This is a genomic window from Streptomyces hundungensis (assembly GCF_003627815.1).
Lineage (GTDB): Bacteria > Actinomycetota > Actinomycetes > Streptomycetales > Streptomycetaceae > Streptomyces > Streptomyces hundungensis_A.
The window spans coordinates 7225905-7242964 of the sequence record NZ_CP032698.1 but is presented as its reverse complement, the minus strand read 5'-3'; the positions used below and the strand labels follow the sequence as shown (position 1 = coordinate 7242964).

General features: G+C 70.8%; 16 protein-coding genes. 7 read left to right on the top strand and 9 right to left on the bottom strand.

Annotation, left to right across the window (positions count from 1 at the left end; genetic code table 11):
• Positions 1–118 precede the first annotated feature (118 nt).
• Positions 119–1348, bottom strand: coding sequence for an acyl-CoA dehydrogenase family protein (locus DWB77_RS32205; RefSeq protein WP_120725588.1), 1230 nt, complete (start codon positions 1346–1348; stop codon positions 119–121).
• A 177-nt stretch (positions 1349–1525) separates the two neighbouring features.
• Between DWB77_RS32205 and DWB77_RS32200 the strand changes: the two genes are divergently transcribed.
• Positions 1526–2179 (top strand): TetR family transcriptional regulator, encoded by a 654-nt coding sequence (locus DWB77_RS32200; RefSeq protein ID WP_120725587.1) that lies wholly within the window; start codon positions 1526–1528, stop codon positions 2177–2179.
• Between the two features lie 201 nt (positions 2180–2380).
• Here DWB77_RS32200 and def read toward each other — a convergent pair whose 3' ends face one another.
• Positions 2381–2941, bottom strand: a complete 561-nt coding sequence (gene def, locus DWB77_RS32195) for a peptide deformylase (RefSeq protein ID WP_120725585.1) — start codon at positions 2939–2941, stop codon at positions 2381–2383.
• Positions 2942–3058: 117 nt separating this feature from the next.
• On the opposite strand from def, the gene DWB77_RS32190 reads away from it, so the two are divergent.
• The 5 genes from DWB77_RS32190 (at position 3059) to DWB77_RS38030 (ending at position 7565) form a co-directional block, all read left to right on the top strand.
• Positions 3059–4306: a Mur ligase family protein gene (locus tag DWB77_RS32190; protein ID WP_120725583.1), complete on the top strand. Its 1248-nt coding sequence runs from the start codon at positions 3059–3061 to the stop codon at positions 4304–4306.
• A gap of 25 nt (positions 4307–4331) precedes the next feature.
• Positions 4332–5060, top strand: coding sequence for a type 1 glutamine amidotransferase (locus DWB77_RS32185; RefSeq protein ID WP_120725581.1), 729 nt, complete (start codon positions 4332–4334; stop codon positions 5058–5060).
• Positions 5061–5221: 161 nt separating this feature from the next.
• Positions 5222–6247: a 6-phosphofructokinase gene (locus DWB77_RS32180; RefSeq protein ID WP_120725579.1), complete on the top strand. Its 1026-nt coding sequence runs from the start codon at positions 5222–5224 to the stop codon at positions 6245–6247.
• Positions 6248–6382: 135 nt separating this feature from the next.
• The gene (locus tag DWB77_RS32175) at positions 6383–7339 is read left to right on the top strand and encodes a cytochrome c oxidase assembly protein (RefSeq protein ID WP_120725577.1); all 957 of its coding nucleotides are present in this window, start codon (positions 6383–6385) and stop codon (positions 7337–7339) included.
• Between the two features lie 64 nt (positions 7340–7403).
• Positions 7404–7565, top strand: coding sequence for a hypothetical protein (locus tag DWB77_RS38030; RefSeq protein ID WP_162952649.1), 162 nt, complete (start codon positions 7404–7406; stop codon positions 7563–7565).
• A 13-nt stretch (positions 7566–7578) separates the two neighbouring features.
• Here the strand turns inward: DWB77_RS38030 and DWB77_RS32170 are convergent, their stop codons facing one another.
• On the bottom strand, positions 7579–9999 hold the full coding sequence (locus tag DWB77_RS32170; protein WP_120725575.1) for a polysaccharide lyase 8 family protein: 2421 nt from the start codon (positions 9997–9999) through the stop codon (positions 7579–7581).
• Positions 10000–10207: 208 nt separating this feature from the next.
• On the opposite strand from DWB77_RS32170, the gene DWB77_RS32165 reads away from it, so the two are divergent.
• Entirely contained in the window at positions 10208–10909 is a 702-nt protein-coding gene (locus tag DWB77_RS32165; protein WP_120725573.1) for a lysophospholipid acyltransferase family protein, read from the top strand.
• Positions 10910–11004: 95 nt separating this feature from the next.
• Here the strand turns inward: DWB77_RS32165 and DWB77_RS32160 are convergent, their stop codons facing one another.
• From DWB77_RS32160 to DWB77_RS32135, 6 genes are all read right to left on the bottom strand, one after another.
• Positions 11005–12582, bottom strand: coding sequence for an alpha/beta hydrolase (locus DWB77_RS32160; RefSeq protein ID WP_120725571.1), 1578 nt, complete (start codon positions 12580–12582; stop codon positions 11005–11007).
• A 152-nt stretch (positions 12583–12734) separates the two neighbouring features.
• Positions 12735–13502 (bottom strand): urease accessory protein UreD, encoded by a 768-nt coding sequence (locus tag DWB77_RS32155; protein ID WP_120725569.1) that lies wholly within the window; start codon positions 13500–13502, stop codon positions 12735–12737.
• Positions 13490–14167 (bottom strand): urease accessory protein UreG, encoded by a 678-nt coding sequence (gene ureG / locus DWB77_RS32150; protein WP_120725567.1) that lies wholly within the window; start codon positions 14165–14167, stop codon positions 13490–13492. Before ureG ends, DWB77_RS32155 begins: the two co-directional genes overlap by 13 nt.
• Before the next feature lie 177 nt (positions 14168–14344).
• Positions 14345–15019: an urease accessory protein UreF gene (locus DWB77_RS32145; protein ID WP_120725566.1), complete on the bottom strand. Its 675-nt coding sequence runs from the start codon at positions 15017–15019 to the stop codon at positions 14345–14347.
• Between the two features lie 14 nt (positions 15020–15033).
• Entirely contained in the window at positions 15034–16755 is a 1722-nt protein-coding gene (locus DWB77_RS32140; RefSeq protein ID WP_120725564.1) for an urease subunit alpha, read from the bottom strand.
• The gene (locus DWB77_RS32135; protein ID WP_120725562.1) at positions 16748–17059 is read right to left on the bottom strand and encodes an urease subunit beta; all 312 of its coding nucleotides are present in this window, start codon (positions 17057–17059) and stop codon (positions 16748–16750) included. Before DWB77_RS32135 ends, DWB77_RS32140 begins: the two co-directional genes overlap by 8 nt.
• Position 17060 lies beyond the last annotated feature (1 nt).

Genomic DNA, 17060 nt, shown 5'->3' with positions numbered 1-17060 from the left:
TTTCTGCATACGCGGTGAAGACGCTCCGGGGCCAGGTACGCAAGGGCACTGTTGCGGGGCCGCCAGGGCAGAACGGGTCCGCCGGGGCGGCTCGCGGGCAGGCCTTCGGGCTGCGCGCCTAGCGGATCGGCATGCCCGACAGGGTGCGGGCGATGACGAGGCGCTGGATCTCGCTGGTGCCTTCGAAAATGGTGTAGATGGCAGCATCCCGGTGCATGCGCTCCACCGGGTACTCGCGGGTGTAGCCGTTGCCGCCGAGGATCTGGATCGCCTGCCCGGTGACCTTCTTCGCGGTCTCGCTCGCGTACAGCTTGGACATCGAGCCCTCGGCGGACTCGAACTTCTTGCCCGTGGTCGCCATCCAGGAGGCGCGCCACACCAGGAGCCGGGCGGCGTCGATCTGGGTGCGCATGTCGGCGAGTTGGAAGGCGATGCCCTGGTTGTCGATGATGGGCCGGCCGAACTGCTCGCGGGTCTTGGCGTAGTCGAGGGCGTAGTCGTACGCGGCCCGCGCGGTGCCGACGGCCATCGCGCCGACGGCCGGGCGGGAGGCCTCGAAGGTGGCCATCGCGGCGTTCTTGACGCGCTCGCCGCCGCCCGCCTTCGCCTTCTCACGGGAGCGGGCCAGGCGCTCGTCGAGCTTCTCCTTGCCGCCGAGCAGGCAGTGGCCGGGAACGCGGACGTCCTCCAGGACGACCTCGGCGGTGTGCGAGGCGCGGATGCCGTGCTTCTTGAACTTCTGGCCCTGGGTCAGGCCCGGGGTGTTCGGCGGCACGATGAAGGAGGCGTGGCCCTTGGAGCCGAGCTCGGGGTCGACGACCGCCACGACGACATGGACGTTGGCGATGCCGCCGTTGGTGGCCCAGGTCTTGGTGCCGTTCAGGACCCACTCGTCCTTGGCCTCGTCGTACACGGCCTTGGTACGCATCGAGGCGACGTCGGAGCCGGCGTCCGGCTCGGAGGAGCAGAAGGCGGCGACCTTGACGTCGGTCACATCGCCGTACATCTGGGGGATCCAGGTCCCGATCTGCTCCTCGGTGCCGTTGGCGAGGACGCCGACGGCGGCGAGACCGGTGCCGACGATGGAGAGGGCGATGCCCGCGTCACCCCAGAACAGCTCCTCCATGGCGACCGGGATGCCGAGACCGGTCGGGTCGAAGAACTGCTGCGCATAGAAGTCGAGGGAGTAGATTCCGACCTTGGCGGCTTCCTGGATCACCGGCCAGGGCGTCTCCTCACGCTCGTCCCACTCGGCGGCGGCGGGGCGGATCACGTCCTTGGCGAAGCCGTGCAGCCAGTCCCGGACCTGCTTCTGGTCGTCGTTGAGATCCATTGTGAACTCGGCCATGACCCCTCCACCACTTCATGCGTTACTTGCGGTAACAGCAGTCTGTTACCGACGGGTAGCCCCTGTCAACCAGCCACCCGCCGGGCAGCAGCACGGGCGGGCGGAGTGTTACGTTGCGCAAGGCTTTCGACAGCGGGAACCCACGGAAGACGCAGTACGGGCGGGGAGAAGAGACCCATGGAGACCACGCAGCAGGCCGAACAGCAGCGAACGGCGGCGGAGCGCCGGCGGCGCGAACTGCTGGAGGCGGCGGACAGGGTGGTGCTACGGGACGGCCCCAAGGCGTCGATGAACGCGATCGCGGCGGAGGCGGGCATCACCAAGCCGATCCTCTACCGCCACTTCGGCGACAAGGGCGGCCTCTACCGGGCGCTCGCCAAGCGGCACACCGACGCCCTGCTCTCCGCGCTGCGGGCCGCGCTCGACGCCCCGGCCGAGCGTCGCGAGCGGGTCGAGGCGACCCTGGACACCTATCTCGCGGCCATCGAGGCGCGGCCCCAGGTCTACCGCTTCCTGATGCACCCCGCCGAGGACGCCCCGGCGCCCGAGTCCGAGCAGGGCTTCGACGTGGGCCGCCACTCGGCGCCGCTGCTGCGCCGCATGGGCGAGGACCTCGGCGTCGTCATAGCCGAGCGGATCGACCTCGGGCCGGGCAGTGACGTGTTGGCCCGGGTCTGGGGGCACGGGATCGTCGGCATGATGCACGCGGCGGGCGACTGGTGGCTGGGTGAACGCCCCTGCTCCCGCGCGGAGTTGGTGCGGGCCCTCGCCGACCTGCTGTGGGGCCGGCTCGCGGCGGCGGCCGACCGCGTGGACGGCCCGGGGTTCTGATCCCCACCCCACCCCTTCCCGAAAGCCTCCGGCGGAGTACGTCGTCCGCAGACCGTGAGTGGCTGGGCGCGCAGTTCCCCGCGCCCCTAAACCCTCTCGATCCTGCGGACCGTGGGTGGCTGGGCGCGCAGTTCCCCGCGCCCCTGACTACTCGGTGCTGGGGCACCTTCAGCCCGTCCGGCGATTGAGGACGAGCGCCGTTCAGGCGCGAACGGGGTCTGGGGCGGAGCCCCAGGGAGACTTTCGGATCGCGCGTCGCAGGCGGGACTTGGCCCAACCCGTGACCCGGTCCGCGTACACCACCCCGTCGAGGTGATCGCACTCATGCTGAAGGCACCGCGCGAAGAACCCCGTACCCTCGACCCGCACGGCCGCGCCGGAAAGGTCCGCCCCCTCCACCACCGCTCGGTCGAACCGCGAGGTCGGCGCCTCGAGGCCCGGCAGCGACAGACAGCCCTCGGGCCCGCGCACCTCGACGCCGCCCGCCTCCACAAGGCGGGGGTTGACGACGTACCCCAGGTGCCGTACGTCCTCGTCGTCGGGGCAGTCGTACACGAACACCCGCTGGGCGACACCGATCTGGTTGGCCGCCAGGCCGACCCCGTCGGCCGCGTACATCGTGGCGAACATGTCCTCGACGAGTCGGTGCAGCGCGGGACCGAAGTCCGTGACGGGCTCGCAGGGGGCGTGCAGCGAGCGGTCGCCGAGGAGACTCATCTCTCGTACGGAGCCGGAACTGCCGGGAATGGGACGGTGGCGCATGGCCGCAAGAGTACGTTCCCAGGAGCCGAAGCCATTTCGGATGGTGGCGCGGTTCGGGGCGCTGACCGGATCTCGATAGGCTGACACCCGACCCAGGCGCAAGGAGGATCAAGGACGATGTCAGGACACGTTGGAGGTGCCGGGCCCCTGTCACCGCGAGCCAAGCTGGCGGTGACCGCGGGCAAGGCCGCCGCGGCGGTGTCGCGCGCGGCGGGCCGGGGCAGTGGATCGGTGATCGGCGGGCGCGTCGCGCTCAAGCTCGACCCCGATCTGCTCGGGCGGCTCGCCACTCATCTGGACGTCGTCCTGGTGTCGGCGACGAACGGCAAGACGACCACGACCCGGCTGATCGCCGAGGCACTGGGGGCCAGCGGCCCCGTGGTGTCGAACGCGCTCGGCGCGAACATGCCGGCCGGCATCACCTCGGCGCTCGCCGGCGGTTCGGACGCCAAGTACGGCGTGATCGAGGTCGACGAGAAGTATCTGGCGGGCGTCGCGCGCGATGTGACGCCGAAGGCGATCGCGCTCCTGAACCTCTCGCGCGACCAGCTCGACCGCGCCGCCGAGACCCGGATGCTCGCCGAGAAGTGGCGCGAGGGCCTGTCCGGCACCAAGGCCGTGGTCATCGCCAACGCGGACGACCCGCTGGTGGTGTGGGCCGCGTCCTCCTCCCCCAATGTGGTGTGGGTGGCGGCCGGTCAGGAGTGGAAGGACGACGCCTGGTCGTGCCCCGCCTGCGGCGGTGTGATGCAGCGGCCCGGCGACGACTGGTTCTGCGGCGAGTGCGGTTTCCGCCGCCCGGCGCCGAGTTGGGTCCTCAACGGCGACTACGTACTGGACCCGCACGGCTCGGCCTGGCCGATCCACCTCCAGCTTCCCGGCCGCGCCAACAAGGCCAACGCCGCCACCTCCGCCGCGGTCGCCGCGGTGTTCGGGGTGCCGCCGCAGGTCGCCCTGGAACGCATGTACCAGGTGCAGGCGGTGGCCGGCCGCTATGACGTCGTCACCTTCCAGGGCCGGGAGCTGCGGCTGCTGCTCGCGAAGAACCCGGCGGGCTGGCTCGAAACGTTTTCCCTCATCGACCCGCCGCCCACGCCGGTCGTCCTGTCCGTCAACGCCCGGGGCGCGGACGGCACGGACACCTCCTGGCTGTGGGACGTCGACTACACCCGGCTCGCGGGTCACCCGATCTTCGTGATCGGCGACCGCAAGCTGGACCTCGCGGTGCGTCTGGAGGTCGCGAACCTGAACTTCCGGGTCTGCGAGAGCCTGGAGGAGTGCACCCAGCTGGCGCCGCCCGGGCGGATCGAGCTGATCGCCAACTACACCGCTTTCCAGGACGTCCGCCGCGTCGTCGGCAACTGACCCCAGCAAGGAGCAAGCAAGCGACATGGCAGACAACAGCCTGCGCCTCGTGTGGGTCTACCCCGACCTGCTGAGCACCTACGGCGACCAGGGGAACGCCCTGGTCGTGGAGCGCCGGGCGCGCCAGCGCGGTCTGGACGTGCACCGGCTCGACGTCCGCAGCGACCAGCCGATCCCGACCTCCGGTGACATCTACCTCATCGGCGGCGGCGAGGACCGGCCGCAGCGGCTCGCGGCCGAGCGGCTGCGCCGCGACACCGGTCTGAGCCGCGCCGCCTCCAACGGCGCGATCATCTTCTCGGTCTGCGCCGGGTACCAGATCCTCGGGCACGAGTTCATCAACGACGTCGGCGAGCGCCAGGAGGGCCTCGGCCTGCTCGACGTGATCTCGACCCGCGGCGAGGGCGAGCGCTGCGTCGGCGACGTGCTCGGCGACATCGACGAGCGCCTCGGGCTGCCCCAGCTGACCGGTTTCGAGAACCACCAGGGCGTCACCCACCTCGGCCCGACCGCCCGCCCGTTCGCCCGGGTGCGCATGGGCAAGGGCAACGGCACCGGGGACGGCACCGAGGGCGCGTACAACGACACCGTCTTCGGCACGTACATGCACGGCCCGGTCCTCGCGCGCAATCCGCAGATCGCGGACATGCTCCTGAAGCTGGCCCTCGACGTGAACGCGCTGCCGCCGACCGACGACCGGTGGTACGAGGCGCTGCGCGCGGAGCGCATCGCGTCGGCGACCGCGCCCGCGTAACCGCACGGCGCGGCCCGCCCGGTCCGCTTCGTACGTTCGTACGACGTCCATCAGTCGGACCTCCGATTCGGCCCCCGTCACCTTGCGCCGGTAGGGTGACGGGGATCCAGCCGGACGACGTGGTCCGGTCGTCGGCCCACGTTGCAAAGGTTCTCCGGGCAATGCGAATTGGTGTGCTCACCTCCGGCGGCGACTGCCCCGGCCTGAACGCCGTCATCCGATCCGTCGTGCACCGCGCGGTGGTCGACCACGGCGACGAGGTCATCGGCTTCCACGACGGCTGGAAGGGCCTGCTCGAAGCCGACTACCGCAAGCTCGACCTCGACGCGGTCGGCGGCATCCTGGCCCGTGGTGGCACCATCCTCGGCTCCTCCCGCGTACAGCCCGCGCACTTGCGCGACGGTGTGGAGCGCGCCAAGGGACATGTCGCGGAGCTCGGCCTCGACGCGATCATCCCGATCGGCGGCGAGGGCACCCTGAAGGCCGCGACGCTCCTGTCGGACGCGGGCCTTCCGATCGTCGGCGTGCCCAAGACGATCGACAACGACATCGCCTCGACGGATGTCACCTTCGGCTTCGACACCGCCGTGGGCGTGGCCACCGACGCGCTCGACCGGCTGAAGACCACCGCCGAGTCGCACCAGCGCGTGCTGATCGTCGAGGTCATGGGCCGTCACACCGGCTGGATCGCGCTGCACTCCGGCATGGCCGCCGGCGCCCACGCCATCGTGGTGCCCGAGCGTCCCTTCGACATCGACGAGCTGACCGAGCTGGTCGGCCGGCGGTTCTCGGCGGGCAAGAAGTTCGCGATCGTGGTCGTCGCCGAGGGCGCCAAGCCGCGTGAGGGCTCGATGCAGTTCGACGTGGGCGGCACCGACGTCTACGGCCACGAGCGCTTCGCAGGCGTCGCCCGGCAGCTCTCCATCGAGCTGGAGCAGCGCCTCGGCAAGGAGGCCCGGCCGGTCATCCTCGGGCACGTCCAGCGCGGTGGCACGCCGACCGCGTACGACCGCGTGCTCGCCACCCGGTTCGGCTGGCACGCGGTGGAGGCCGCCCACCGCGGCGAGTTCGGGATGCTGACCGCGCTGCGCGGCACCGACATCGTGATGGTTCCGCTCGCCGAGGCGACGGCCACCTTGAAGACCGTCCCGGCCGAGCGGTACGCCGAAGCGGAGTGCGTCCTCTAGCCTCCGCCGACCTCCGGCTGCCTCCGTCCGCTTTCCGGATCGTTCGCCGCTCAAGGAACCGCCCCCGGCCGCACCATCGGCCGGGGGCGGTTCTAGTCTGGTGCGGGACAACCGGTACGAATCAGGAGTCAGCGGATGGATCACAGCGGGCACGGCATGGACATGAACATGGACCTGCCGCCGTTCACGCTGGCGCGGGGTCTGGAATGGTCGGCGGACCCCTTCTTCCTCATCGGTTGTCTGCTCGGCCTCGCCCTGTACGCGTGGGGCGTGGTCCGGTTGCGGCGGCGCGGCGACAGCTGGCCGGTCGGCCGGATGGTCTTCTGGACCGTGGGCGTCCTGACCATCGCCCTCGTCATGTGCACCAAGCTGAACGACTACGGCATGGTCATGTTCAGCGCGCACATGGTGCAGCACATGGTGATCAGCATGCTGTCGCCCATCCTGCTGCTGCTCGGCGCGCCGGTCACCCTCGCGCTGCGCGCCCTGCCGACCGCTCCGCGCGGCCACAAGGGCCCGCGTGAGGTGCTGTTGATGCTGCTGCACAGCCGGTACATGAAGATCGTCACGCATCCCGCGTTCACGATCCCGCTGTTCATCGCGAGCCTGTACGGCCTCTATTTCACGCCGCTCTTCGACTTCCTGATGGAGTCCAAGACCGGGCACATCGCGATGATGGTCCACTTCCTCGCGGTCGGTCTGGTCTTCTTCTGGCCGATCATGGGCGTGGACCCGGGTCCGCACCGGCCGGGCTATGTGATGCGGATGCTGGAGCTCTTCGCCGGGATGCCGTTCCACGCCTTCTTCGGCATCGCCCTGATGATGGCCAGCGAGCCCATGATCAGCACGTACAAGAACCCCCCGGCCTCGCTCGGCATCGACGCGCTCGCCGACCAGCAGGCGGGCGGCGGCATCGCCTGGGCGTTCAGCGAGATCCCCTCGGTGCTCGTCCTGATCGCCCTGGTCTTCCAGTGGTACGCCACCGAGAAGCGGCACGCGCGCCGCACCGACCGGGCCGCCGACCGCGACGGCGACAAGGAACTTCAGGCCTACAACGCCTATCTCGCCTCGCTGAACACGCGCGGGCAGTAGCGCGCCGGCCCCTCGCGGGGTGACCATGGCCTTCACGGCACCTGCCGGGAGGAAGGGGACCGCGATGCCCCGTTCGACGAAGTCGATGATGGTGCTCACCCTGGTGATGCTGGTGGTGATCACGGCGTACACGGTGGCGCTCGGCAGCAGCGGCTGGCTGTGGTTCGGCTGGGTGGTGCTCGGGCTCACCGCGATCGGGACGGCCGCGGTGTCGCGGAGCACCTGAGGCGGCGCGCGGCTCAGCCGAGCCGGACGACGGTGCTCTGGGTGGCTCCGGCGGTGCCGCTGAGGTCGCCGAAGGTGAGGGTCAGGGACGCGCCGGTGGTCGCGCCCGTGACGGTGGCCGGCCGTGAGGTCACCGAGGCCACGGCCCGTCTCCAGGTGAGGGTGAGCGTCTTCTGCGCGCGCATGGGGTCGCTGACACAGATCACCGCGGTGCCGTCGCTCCGCTCGCTGATCATCACGGCGCACGGCGCACTCGCGGTGAGCGCGCCGACCGTGCCGCCGAACCAGAAGGTGACGCCGGTGAAGCCGAGCGAGGGCACCCGTATGCCCTGCTGGTCGTCGGTGTTGGCCGACACGCTCAGCCAGCCGGTGTCGGCGGCGCGCGCGGCGCTCTGGGCCGCGGAGGCGCCCGGCATCAGGAGGTAGGCGTAGCCGGCGCCGGACGGGTCCGTTCCGTGGTCGGCCCACAGGGTCAGGTAGTGGCGGGCGACCGGCGTCGCCGCGCCGTTCTTGTTGATGTCGCTCCAGCGTCCGGTGCGCTCCTCGCGGCGGGCCCGTACGGTGGCCCGTCCGGGGAAGACATAGCCCGCGTGGCCCGCGAGGTGGACCCAGGAGACGTCGGTCAGGGTCGCCGACCAGGGGTGGGTGAGCGGCTGCACGGAGCCGTCGACGGTGAGGGCGGCGTTTCCCACGGGCCCGAGGTTGCGGTTGTCGACGGTCGACTCGACCACCGTGCCGTCCCGGCAGGTGATGCCCGCGCCCAGGCACACGATCGCGTCGTCGAGGCAGAACCAGGACTTCTTGGCGAGCAGGGTGCTCTGGAGCCCTTTGAGGTACTGGCCGATCGCGGCCCGCTGCCCGTCGCTCGCACCGCCCACCCAGTGGACGTCCGGTCGGGAAGCGCCCCAGTCGCCTCCCGCGGCATCGGCGAGGACCTTGCGCGAGGCGGTGGTGCCGGGCAGCCGGTAGGGGTCCACGGTGGGCCAGAAGTCGTCGCTGTACTGCCCGCCCGCGTAGGTGTCGCCCCACCAGGAGAGCATTCCGGAGCCGGTGTGCCAGCCGTGCAGGTTCTCGCCGTTGCCGGTCTCGTAGTACGTGATCCGTTGGTCGGCCATGCTGATGGCGGCCGCCCAGGTGGGCCGGCGGTGGGTGGCCCGGGCCATGTTCGGGAAGATCCGGTGGCCCACGGGTTCGGCGATCGCGGACACCGTGCGGTCGTCCTGAACTCCCTTGAGCAGAGCCAGACTTGGCACCCCGAGGAAGGGGTCGCTCAGCGGCGGGCTGTAGTAGTCCCGTTGCATCCAGCCCTTGACGAGCCCGCGCCATCGGGCGTTCTCCGCGTCGGTGGCGCCCTGGCCCAGCAGCACGATGGAGGCGAGGATCGCATGGCCGCGCACATGGTCGTCCTGGCGGCGGGCCGCGGGGTCCCCGGCCGCGACGCCCCGGCTGATGGCGCGGCCCGCGACACAGTCCAGGGCGAGGCCGTTGTAGAGGAAGGGCGCCCAGGCGTTCTCCACCGCGTCGAAGACGACCTGCCGGGCGGGGTCCGATACCGCCCAGGCGGAGTCGGTGAGCAGGGCGAACAGCAGGCCGAGGCCACCGAGCATCACCGTTCCGTAGGAGGCGGTGTAGGGGACGTGGGCGTGCTGGACGAAGGAGCCGTCGCGGTAGAGCCCGTCTCCCTCGGTCACATAGGGGAAGACCGGCGAGAGGGCGTTCCCGGCCAGGGAGAGCTTCGCGGAGTTCTTGCCGAGGACTCCGCGCAGGGCCAGCACCCGACAGAGGTCGACGCGGTTGGCGCCGGTGCTGGTGCCGCCGTAGACGGCGACGGCACTGTCCGGCACGAAGTGGTCGACTGCCGTGAGAATGCCGCCCAGTTGGGCCGCGGAGAGGTGGTCGTACAGCAGCACGCACGTGTCGAGCAGGGCCTGTGGGGCGCCGATCCGCCAGTCGTACCAGTTGCCGAAGGCGGCCCGGCTCTCGTGGTAGACGTCGTCGTGGAGGTGGTCGAGGCCGGTGGCGATGGCCGCGGCGAGGGCGCCGTCGCCGGTGAGGCCGGTGCCCGGCAGGCTGTACGCCTCGGCCAGGGTGCGCAGCCGGGTGCAACTGACGCTCATGCGGGCCGAGTAGCCGAACGACTCCTGATCGGTGTCCGGCTCGGGGTCGGCGTAGACGGCGTCGGGCCACAGGGATCCGCTCGCGGGCGCCATCGCGGCGCGCAGGGACCCGGCCAAGGCGCCGAGGTCGGCGAGCTTGGACGTGAACGGTTCGACGGCGGGGTCGACGCCCGACCCGAGGATCAGGGTGCGCCATCTGGCGCGCAGCGCGTCATAGGCGTCGGCGGCGCTCGCCGGCGGGGCGGCGGCGATCCCCAGGGCGAGCGCGGACGCGCCCGTGGCGCGAAGGAAGCCACGGCGGGTCCAGGGATCGGTCATGGGGACTCCAGCCCGGGCATGAGAGGGGAAGGCAGGGAGGGTTCACACGGTGACGTGAACGGTTTGTACACTCCGCACTTCATTCGCTCAAGAACTCGCACACAAATGATCGATTGATCGATCTGCGGCGGGGCCGTGTGCGGTGGTTACCCGAGGCCGGAGCCTCCCTTTACACTGGCCACCCTTCTGCATGGTGAGGAGCTCGCGGGTGCTCTACTACATCCTCAAGTACGCAGTTCTGGGGCCCCTGTTGAGGGTGCTGTTCCGGCCGAGGCTTGAGGGGCTCGAGCACGTTCCCGAGGAGGGCGCCGCGATCGTCGCCGGCAACCACCTCTCCTTCTCGGACCACTTCCTGATGCCGGTGATGCTGAAGCGGCGCATCACCTTCCTCGCCAAACAGGAGTACTTCACGGGGCCCGGCATCAAGGGGCGGCTGACCGCCGCCTTCTTCCGTGCGGTCGGGCAGATCCCGGTGGACCGCTCGGGCAAGGAGGCGGGCAAGGCCGCGATCCGCGAGGGGCTCGGGGTGCTCGCCAGGGACGAGCTGCTCGGCATCTACCCCGAGGGCACCCGCTCGCCCGACGGCAAGCTCTACAAGGGCAAGGTCGGCGTCGCGGTGATGGCCATCCGGGGCAAGGTCCCGGTGATCCCGTGCGCCATGGTGGGCACCTTCGAGATCCAGCCGCCCGGCCAGGTCGTCCCGAAGATCAGGCGGGTGTCGATCCGCTTCGGCGAGCCGCTCGACTTCTCCCGGTACGAGGGGATGGAGGACGAGAAGGCCATCCTGCGGGCGGTCACCGACGAAATCATGTACAAGGTCATGGAGTTGTCGGGTCAGGAGTACGTGGACCGGTACGCGGCCGATGTGAAGGCGGAGGAGTCCCGGCGGTTCCGCGGCCTCATCGGCTGAAGAGTTCCCCGCCGACATGCACGGCTGGGACCGGATGGGGCAACGACAAGGGGGCGACCGGAAAGACCCGGCCGCCCCGTTCGTTCAACCGATCGTTACGGAACGGGCGTCGCGTGCGGGGTGCACGTGAAGTCCGCCTTGTCGGTCTTGCCGGTGAGCAGGTAGTCGTCCACGCGCGCGTTGATGCACGGGTTGACGAGTCCGGTCACGCCGTGCGAACCGGCGCCCTTCTCGATGATGAGACGCGAGTTCTTGAAGGCCTTGTGCAGTTCGACGGCGCCCTGGAACGGGGTGGCCGCGTCATTGGTGCTCTGCACGATCAGGACGGTCGGCAGACCCTTGCCGGTCTTGACCTCGATCGGGTTGTGCTGCTTGGAGGGCCAGGTGGCACACGGCAGGTTCATCCAGGCATTCGACCAGGTCAGGAACGGGTAGTCCTTGTTCAGACGAGTGTTGTCCCGGTCCCACTTGCGCCAGCTGGTCGGCCACTTGGCGTCCGCGCACTCGACGGCCGTGTAGACCGCGTTGCCGTTCTCGGAGGCGATGTTGCCCGCGATGTCCGTCATGTCGGACGCGGAGGCCTCGACGACCGGCTTGGAGTCGCCCGCCGCGTAGGCGCTGAGCGCCTTGGCGACCGGCACCCAGTACGAGTCGTAGTACGGGGCCTTCTGGAAGAAGCCGAGGAGCTCGGCCGGTCCGACCTTGCCGTCGAGCGGGTTCTTCTTCGCGTCGGCGCGCAGCTTGAGCCACTGCGCCTCGACCTGGGCCCGGGTGGTGCCGAGGTGGAAGGTGGCGTCGTACTTGGCGACCCAGTCCTCCCACTCGTTCCAGCGGGCCTGGAAGGCGACGTCCTGCCCCAGGTTGGCCTGGTACCAGATGTTGTCCTGGTCCGGGTTGACCACGCTGTCCACGATCATGCGGCGCACGTGCGTGGGGAAGAGGGTGCCGTAGACCGCGCCGAGGTAGGTGCCGTAGGAGACGCCCAGGTAGTTGAGCTTCTTCTCACCGAGGGCGGCCCGGATGACGTCCAGGTCGCGGGCGCTGTTCGGGGTGGTCATGTACGGCAGCATCCAGCCGCTGCGCTCGGCACAGCCGTCCGCGTACTCGGCGGCGAGCTTGCGCTGGGCGCGCTTGTCGGCCTCGCTGCTCGGAACCGGGTCGGCCTTCGGCGCCTTGGCGTACTCCTGGGGGTCGACACACGAGATCGGCGTCGAGTGGCCCACACCGCGCGGGTCGAAGCCCACGAAGTCGTACGCCTTGGCGGTGTTGGTCCACAGCGGGTTCTTGCCGGTCACCCGGGTGGGGAAGCGCATGCCCGAGGCGCCGGGGCCGCCCGGGTTGTAGACGAGGGCGCCCTGGCGCTCGGCCTTGGTGCCGGTGTTGCCGATGCGGTCGACGGCCAGCTTGATCTGCTTGCCGTTGGGCCGCGCGTAGTCGAGCGGAACGCTCACGTAGCCGCACTGGATGGGCTTGGCCAACGCCCAGTCGGCCGGGCAGTCGGTCCATGCGACGCCCTGCTGGGCCGCCCGGTCTGCCGCGACCTGCGCGCCACGCGCCTCGGACCAACCGTGGTCGCGGTTGTCGGCGTTGGCGACCGGAGCCGCTATCGCGCCCACCATCAGCGTGCCCGCTATCAGTGTGCCGGCCGAGCCGAGCACTGCGGTGCGTCTCAAGTGGTACCTCCCCCTGCTGAAGTGCGCTGTCAGTCTCAGCGCTCCGTTTGGGCCTGTCGGGCGATCCTTTCGTCTGTGAGGCCACTGTGCACAGGCCGTACAGGTGTTTTTTTACCGAACCGATAGCCGGTATGACGTGTTCCGCTGAGCGGTCAGCGTGTCGGAAGGTGCGTACGCAGCACCTCGTCGAGGGTGCGACGCAGCAGACGGGCGTCGGGAGCGAGGGCCGTGACGAGCAGTCCCGGCCCGGCGAGCGGGGTGAGTACGGCGCTCTCGCCGAGCATCCTCGGCTCGGCCGGACGGTCGGTGAACTCGGGCCCGACGATGAGCAACTGGCCGGACGCCCGGTGGCCGCCGAGCACCGCTCCCCCGTCCCAGCCGCCGGGTGCGCCCGGACCGTACGCCAGCTCCTGGTCGAGCAGCGGGCGGCCGGCGCGGTACACGGTGAGGCGGGTGGCGAGGGTGCCGGGCGCCTCGCCGTGCCGGCCGAGCACCTGCTCCTCACGGAACACCAGACGGGCACCGGCCGCGAGTTCGATCCGGGTCCGCATCACGAGGTCGCTGCCGGCGGCCGAGATGAGCTGCTCGGGCAGCCAGCGCAGCTCGGCGCCCTCGCCGACGCCGAGGCGTACGTCGTAGTGCGCCCGCTCACCGTCACGGCCGGGCAGCGCGATGGTGGCGGCGGCCGAGTCCACGTGCAGGCGCGCCCCGTCACGCACCTCGGCCTCGACGGCGATCCGGTCGCCGCCGAGCGGCGCGCTCATCGCACCGACGACGGTCACCCGGTGGTACGGGCCGCGCGCCCGGGTGCGGCGCAGCGCGAGCGGCCCCTCACCCTCCAGTACGGGCAGGGCCTCGGGGGTGGCGACGATCCGGGCGGTGGCGCGCACTCCCCGCGCGCCGAGCGTCAGGCCGCCCATGCCGCGAGCCGCTCCCGCACCCAGTCGGCGACCTGGGCGACGCCCTCCTCGGACCTCAACGACTGGAAGACGACGGGCAGTTCGGCCCGCTGCTCCTTGGCGTCGTGAGCCATCCGGCCGAGGTCGGACCCGACGTACGGCGCGAGGTCGGTCTTGTTGACGACGAGCAGATCGGCGGTGGTGACCCCGGGCCCGCCCTTGCGCGGAATGTCGTCCCCGCCCGCCACGTCGATGACGAAGATCTGGGCGTCGACGAGCCCCTTGGAGAAGGTCGCGGTGAGGTTGTCACCACCGGACTCGACCAGGATCAGATCCAGCGGCCCCACGGCGTCCTCCAGGTCCTCGACGGCTTCGAGGTTGGCGGAGATGTCGTCGCGGATGGCGGTGTGCGGACAGGCCCCGGTCTCCACGGCCTGGATTCGCTCGGGCGGCAGTACGGCGTTGCGCAGCAGGAAGGCGGCGTCTTCGCGGGTGTAGATGTCGTTGGTGACGACGGCGATGGAGAACTGCTCACGAAGGGCCCGGCAGAGCGCGGCGACGGTAGCGGTCTTCCCAGACCCCACCGGCCCCCCAAGCCCCACCCGCAACGCCCGCCGCGTCCCGTCACCCCGATGAGCGTCAGCGCTGATGGCGGCGGGTCCTTCGTGGGAGTGGTCGAGGTGCATGGGGTCTCCTTCGGGTGGGGTACGGGACAGGGATAGGGATATTGCGAAAGGGGGCTTCCCGCAGGTTCGGGCCGGGTGCCAACCCGTTGAGCCCGTCCGGCGATTGAGGACGAGCGCCCTTAAGGCGCGATGGGGGGTCTGGGGGCGCAGCCCCCAGCACAGAGGCGGCCCGCACCCCTAAGACGCAAACAGCCGCACCGCCCACCCCGCATGCCCCTCAGCCATGACATCAAGCAGCGGAGCCGACGCCGCAGGCAGCGCATCAACCCCACCCCGCACCGCCCGCGCCGCGGCGAGGGCCGCCCGCCGGGCCACCGCGTCCACCTCCGGCGCGAGCCGAGCGAGGACACCCGTCGCCTCGAAGGGGTCGAGGCTCAGCAGGCGCACCACGGCCGTGGCCGGCCCGCTGACCACCTCGTACGCCACGCAGTGCCCCGCGTCCTCGGGCCCGAGCCCCGCCGCCCGCGCCGCGAGGCCGAGCACGATCGGCTGATGGGCACCGCGCGGGCGAGCCGCGGCCAGCGTGTCGAGTTCGGCCGAGGGCCAGGTCGCGCGGGCCGCCCGCATCATCTGCCGGCCGAGCTTGCGCGCGGTGGCCCGCAGCGCCGGCGACGGGGTGCGGGCGTCGGCGGCGTCGTCCAGGACGAGCGGGTCGACGCCGGCCGCCGCCGCGGCGGCCAGCGCGGCGGCGGTGAGGCCCGCGGTGTGCAACCGCCCGAGGCAGAACTCCGCGAGGTCGGCGGCGCAACGGACCCGCCCCGAGGCGACGGCCGCCTCGGCGCCGCCGGAGTGGGCGTGGCCGCCGGCCGGGAAGCGTCCGTCGGCGAGGACGAGCAGGGCAGCACGGCTCATGAGATGTCAGCCCGTCAGAAGAGGAAGTACCGCTGGGCCATGGGGAGTTCGGCTGCGGGCGCGGGCTCCACCACATCCCCGTCGATGGCCACGGTGAACGTGTCGGGGTCGACCCGGACGTCCGGCAGCGCGTCGTTCTGCCGCATGTCCGCCTTGCTCACCCCGCGCGTGTTCCCGATCGCCACGAACCGCTTGTCCAGGCCGAGCCGTTCGGGCAGCCCGTCCTGAAGCGCGGCCTCGGAGACGAAGTTGAGGGAGTTGGCGGCGGGCGCCCTGCCCTGGGCGCCGAACATGGGGCGCGGCAGGATCGGTTGAGGGGTGGGGATCGACGCGTTCGCGTCGCCCATCTGCGCGTACGCGATCTGGCCGCCCTTGATGACGAGGAGCGGCTTGACCCCGAAGAAGGCGGGCTCCCACAGCACCAGGTCGGCGAGCTTGCCCGGCTCGACGGAGCCGATCTCGCGGTCGAGGCCCTGGGCGACGGCGGGGTTGATCGTGTACTTGGCGACATAGCGCCGCACCCGGTGGTTGTCGGCCCGTCCGTCGCCGGGCAGCGCGCCGCGCCGCACCTTCATGACGTGCGCGGTCTGCCAGGTGCGCAGGACGACTTCGCCGATCCGGCCCATCGCCTGGGAGTCGGAGGAGATGATCGAGATGGCTCCGAGGTCGTGCAGGAAGTCCTCGGCCGCGATGGTGGAGGGCCGGATCCGGGACTCGGCGAACGCCAGGTCCTCCGGTACGGCCGGGTTGAGGTGGTGACAGACCATCAGCATGTCGAGGTGTTCCTCGATGGTGTTGACGGTGTACGGCCGGGTCGGATTGGTGGAGCTGGGCAGCACGTTGGGCTGCGAGACCACGGTGATGATGTCGGGCGCGTGCCCGCCGCCCGCGCCTTCGGTGTGGTACGCGTGGATGGAGCGGCCCGCGATGGCGGCGAGGGTGTCACCGACGAAGCCGGCTTCGTTCAACGTGTCGGTGTGGATGGCGAGTTGGGCCCCGGTCTCCTCGCACACGCCGAGGCAGGCGTCGATGACGGCGGGGGTCGCGCCCCAGTCCTCATGGATCTTGAATCCGAGTGCGCCGCCCCGCAGTTGGGAGTGCATGGCCTCGCGGGACATGGTGTTGCCCTTGCCGAGCAGCCCGATGTTGACGGGCGCGTTCTCCAGGGCGGCGAACATCCGGGCCAGGTGCCAGGGGCCGGGCGTGACGGTGGTGGCCTTGCTGCCCTCGGCGGGTCCGGTGCCCCCGCCGACCAGGGTGGTGATGCCCGAGGAGAGCGCCTGGTCGATGAGGGTGGGCGAGATGAAGTGGACGTGGGTGTCGACGGCTCCCGCCGTGAGGACCTTCCCGTTGCCCGCGATGATCTCGGTCTCGGGTCCGATGACGAGGTCGGGGTGGACGCCGTCCATGGTGTCCGGGTTGCCGGCCTTGCCGATGCCGGTGATCCGGCCGTCGCGGATGCCGACGTCGGCCTTGACGATGCCCCAGTGGTCGATGATCACGGCCCCGGTGACAACGGTGTCGGGTGCGCCTTCGGCGCGGGTGGTCCGCGCCTGCCCCATGGACTCGCGGATCACCTTGCCGCCGCCGAACACCGCCTCGTCGCCCGAGCGTCCGGGCCCGCCCGAGCGGTCCTCCTCGATTTCGACGAGGAGTTCGGTGTCGGCGAGCCGGATGCGGTCACCGGTGGTGGGGCCGAACAGGTCGGCGTAGACGGCGCGGTCGAGGTCAGTCATCGAGGCAGCCTCCGGTCTCGCCGCGCAGCCCCGGCACGATGCGCCGGCCGGCCAGCGGGACGAGTTCCACGTCGACGGGAATGCCGGGTTCGAAGCGGACGGCGGTACCCGCGGCGATATGAAGTCGCTTGCCCCGGGCAACCGTACGGTCGAAGTTGAGGCCGGGGTTGGCCTCGGCGAAGTGGTAGTGGGAGCCGACCTGGACGGGCCGGTCGGCGGCGTTGAGGACGGTCAGCCGCACGACCTCGCGGCCCTCGTTGAGCACGATGGGGTCCTCCGCGAAGAGGATCTCTCCGGGAATCACT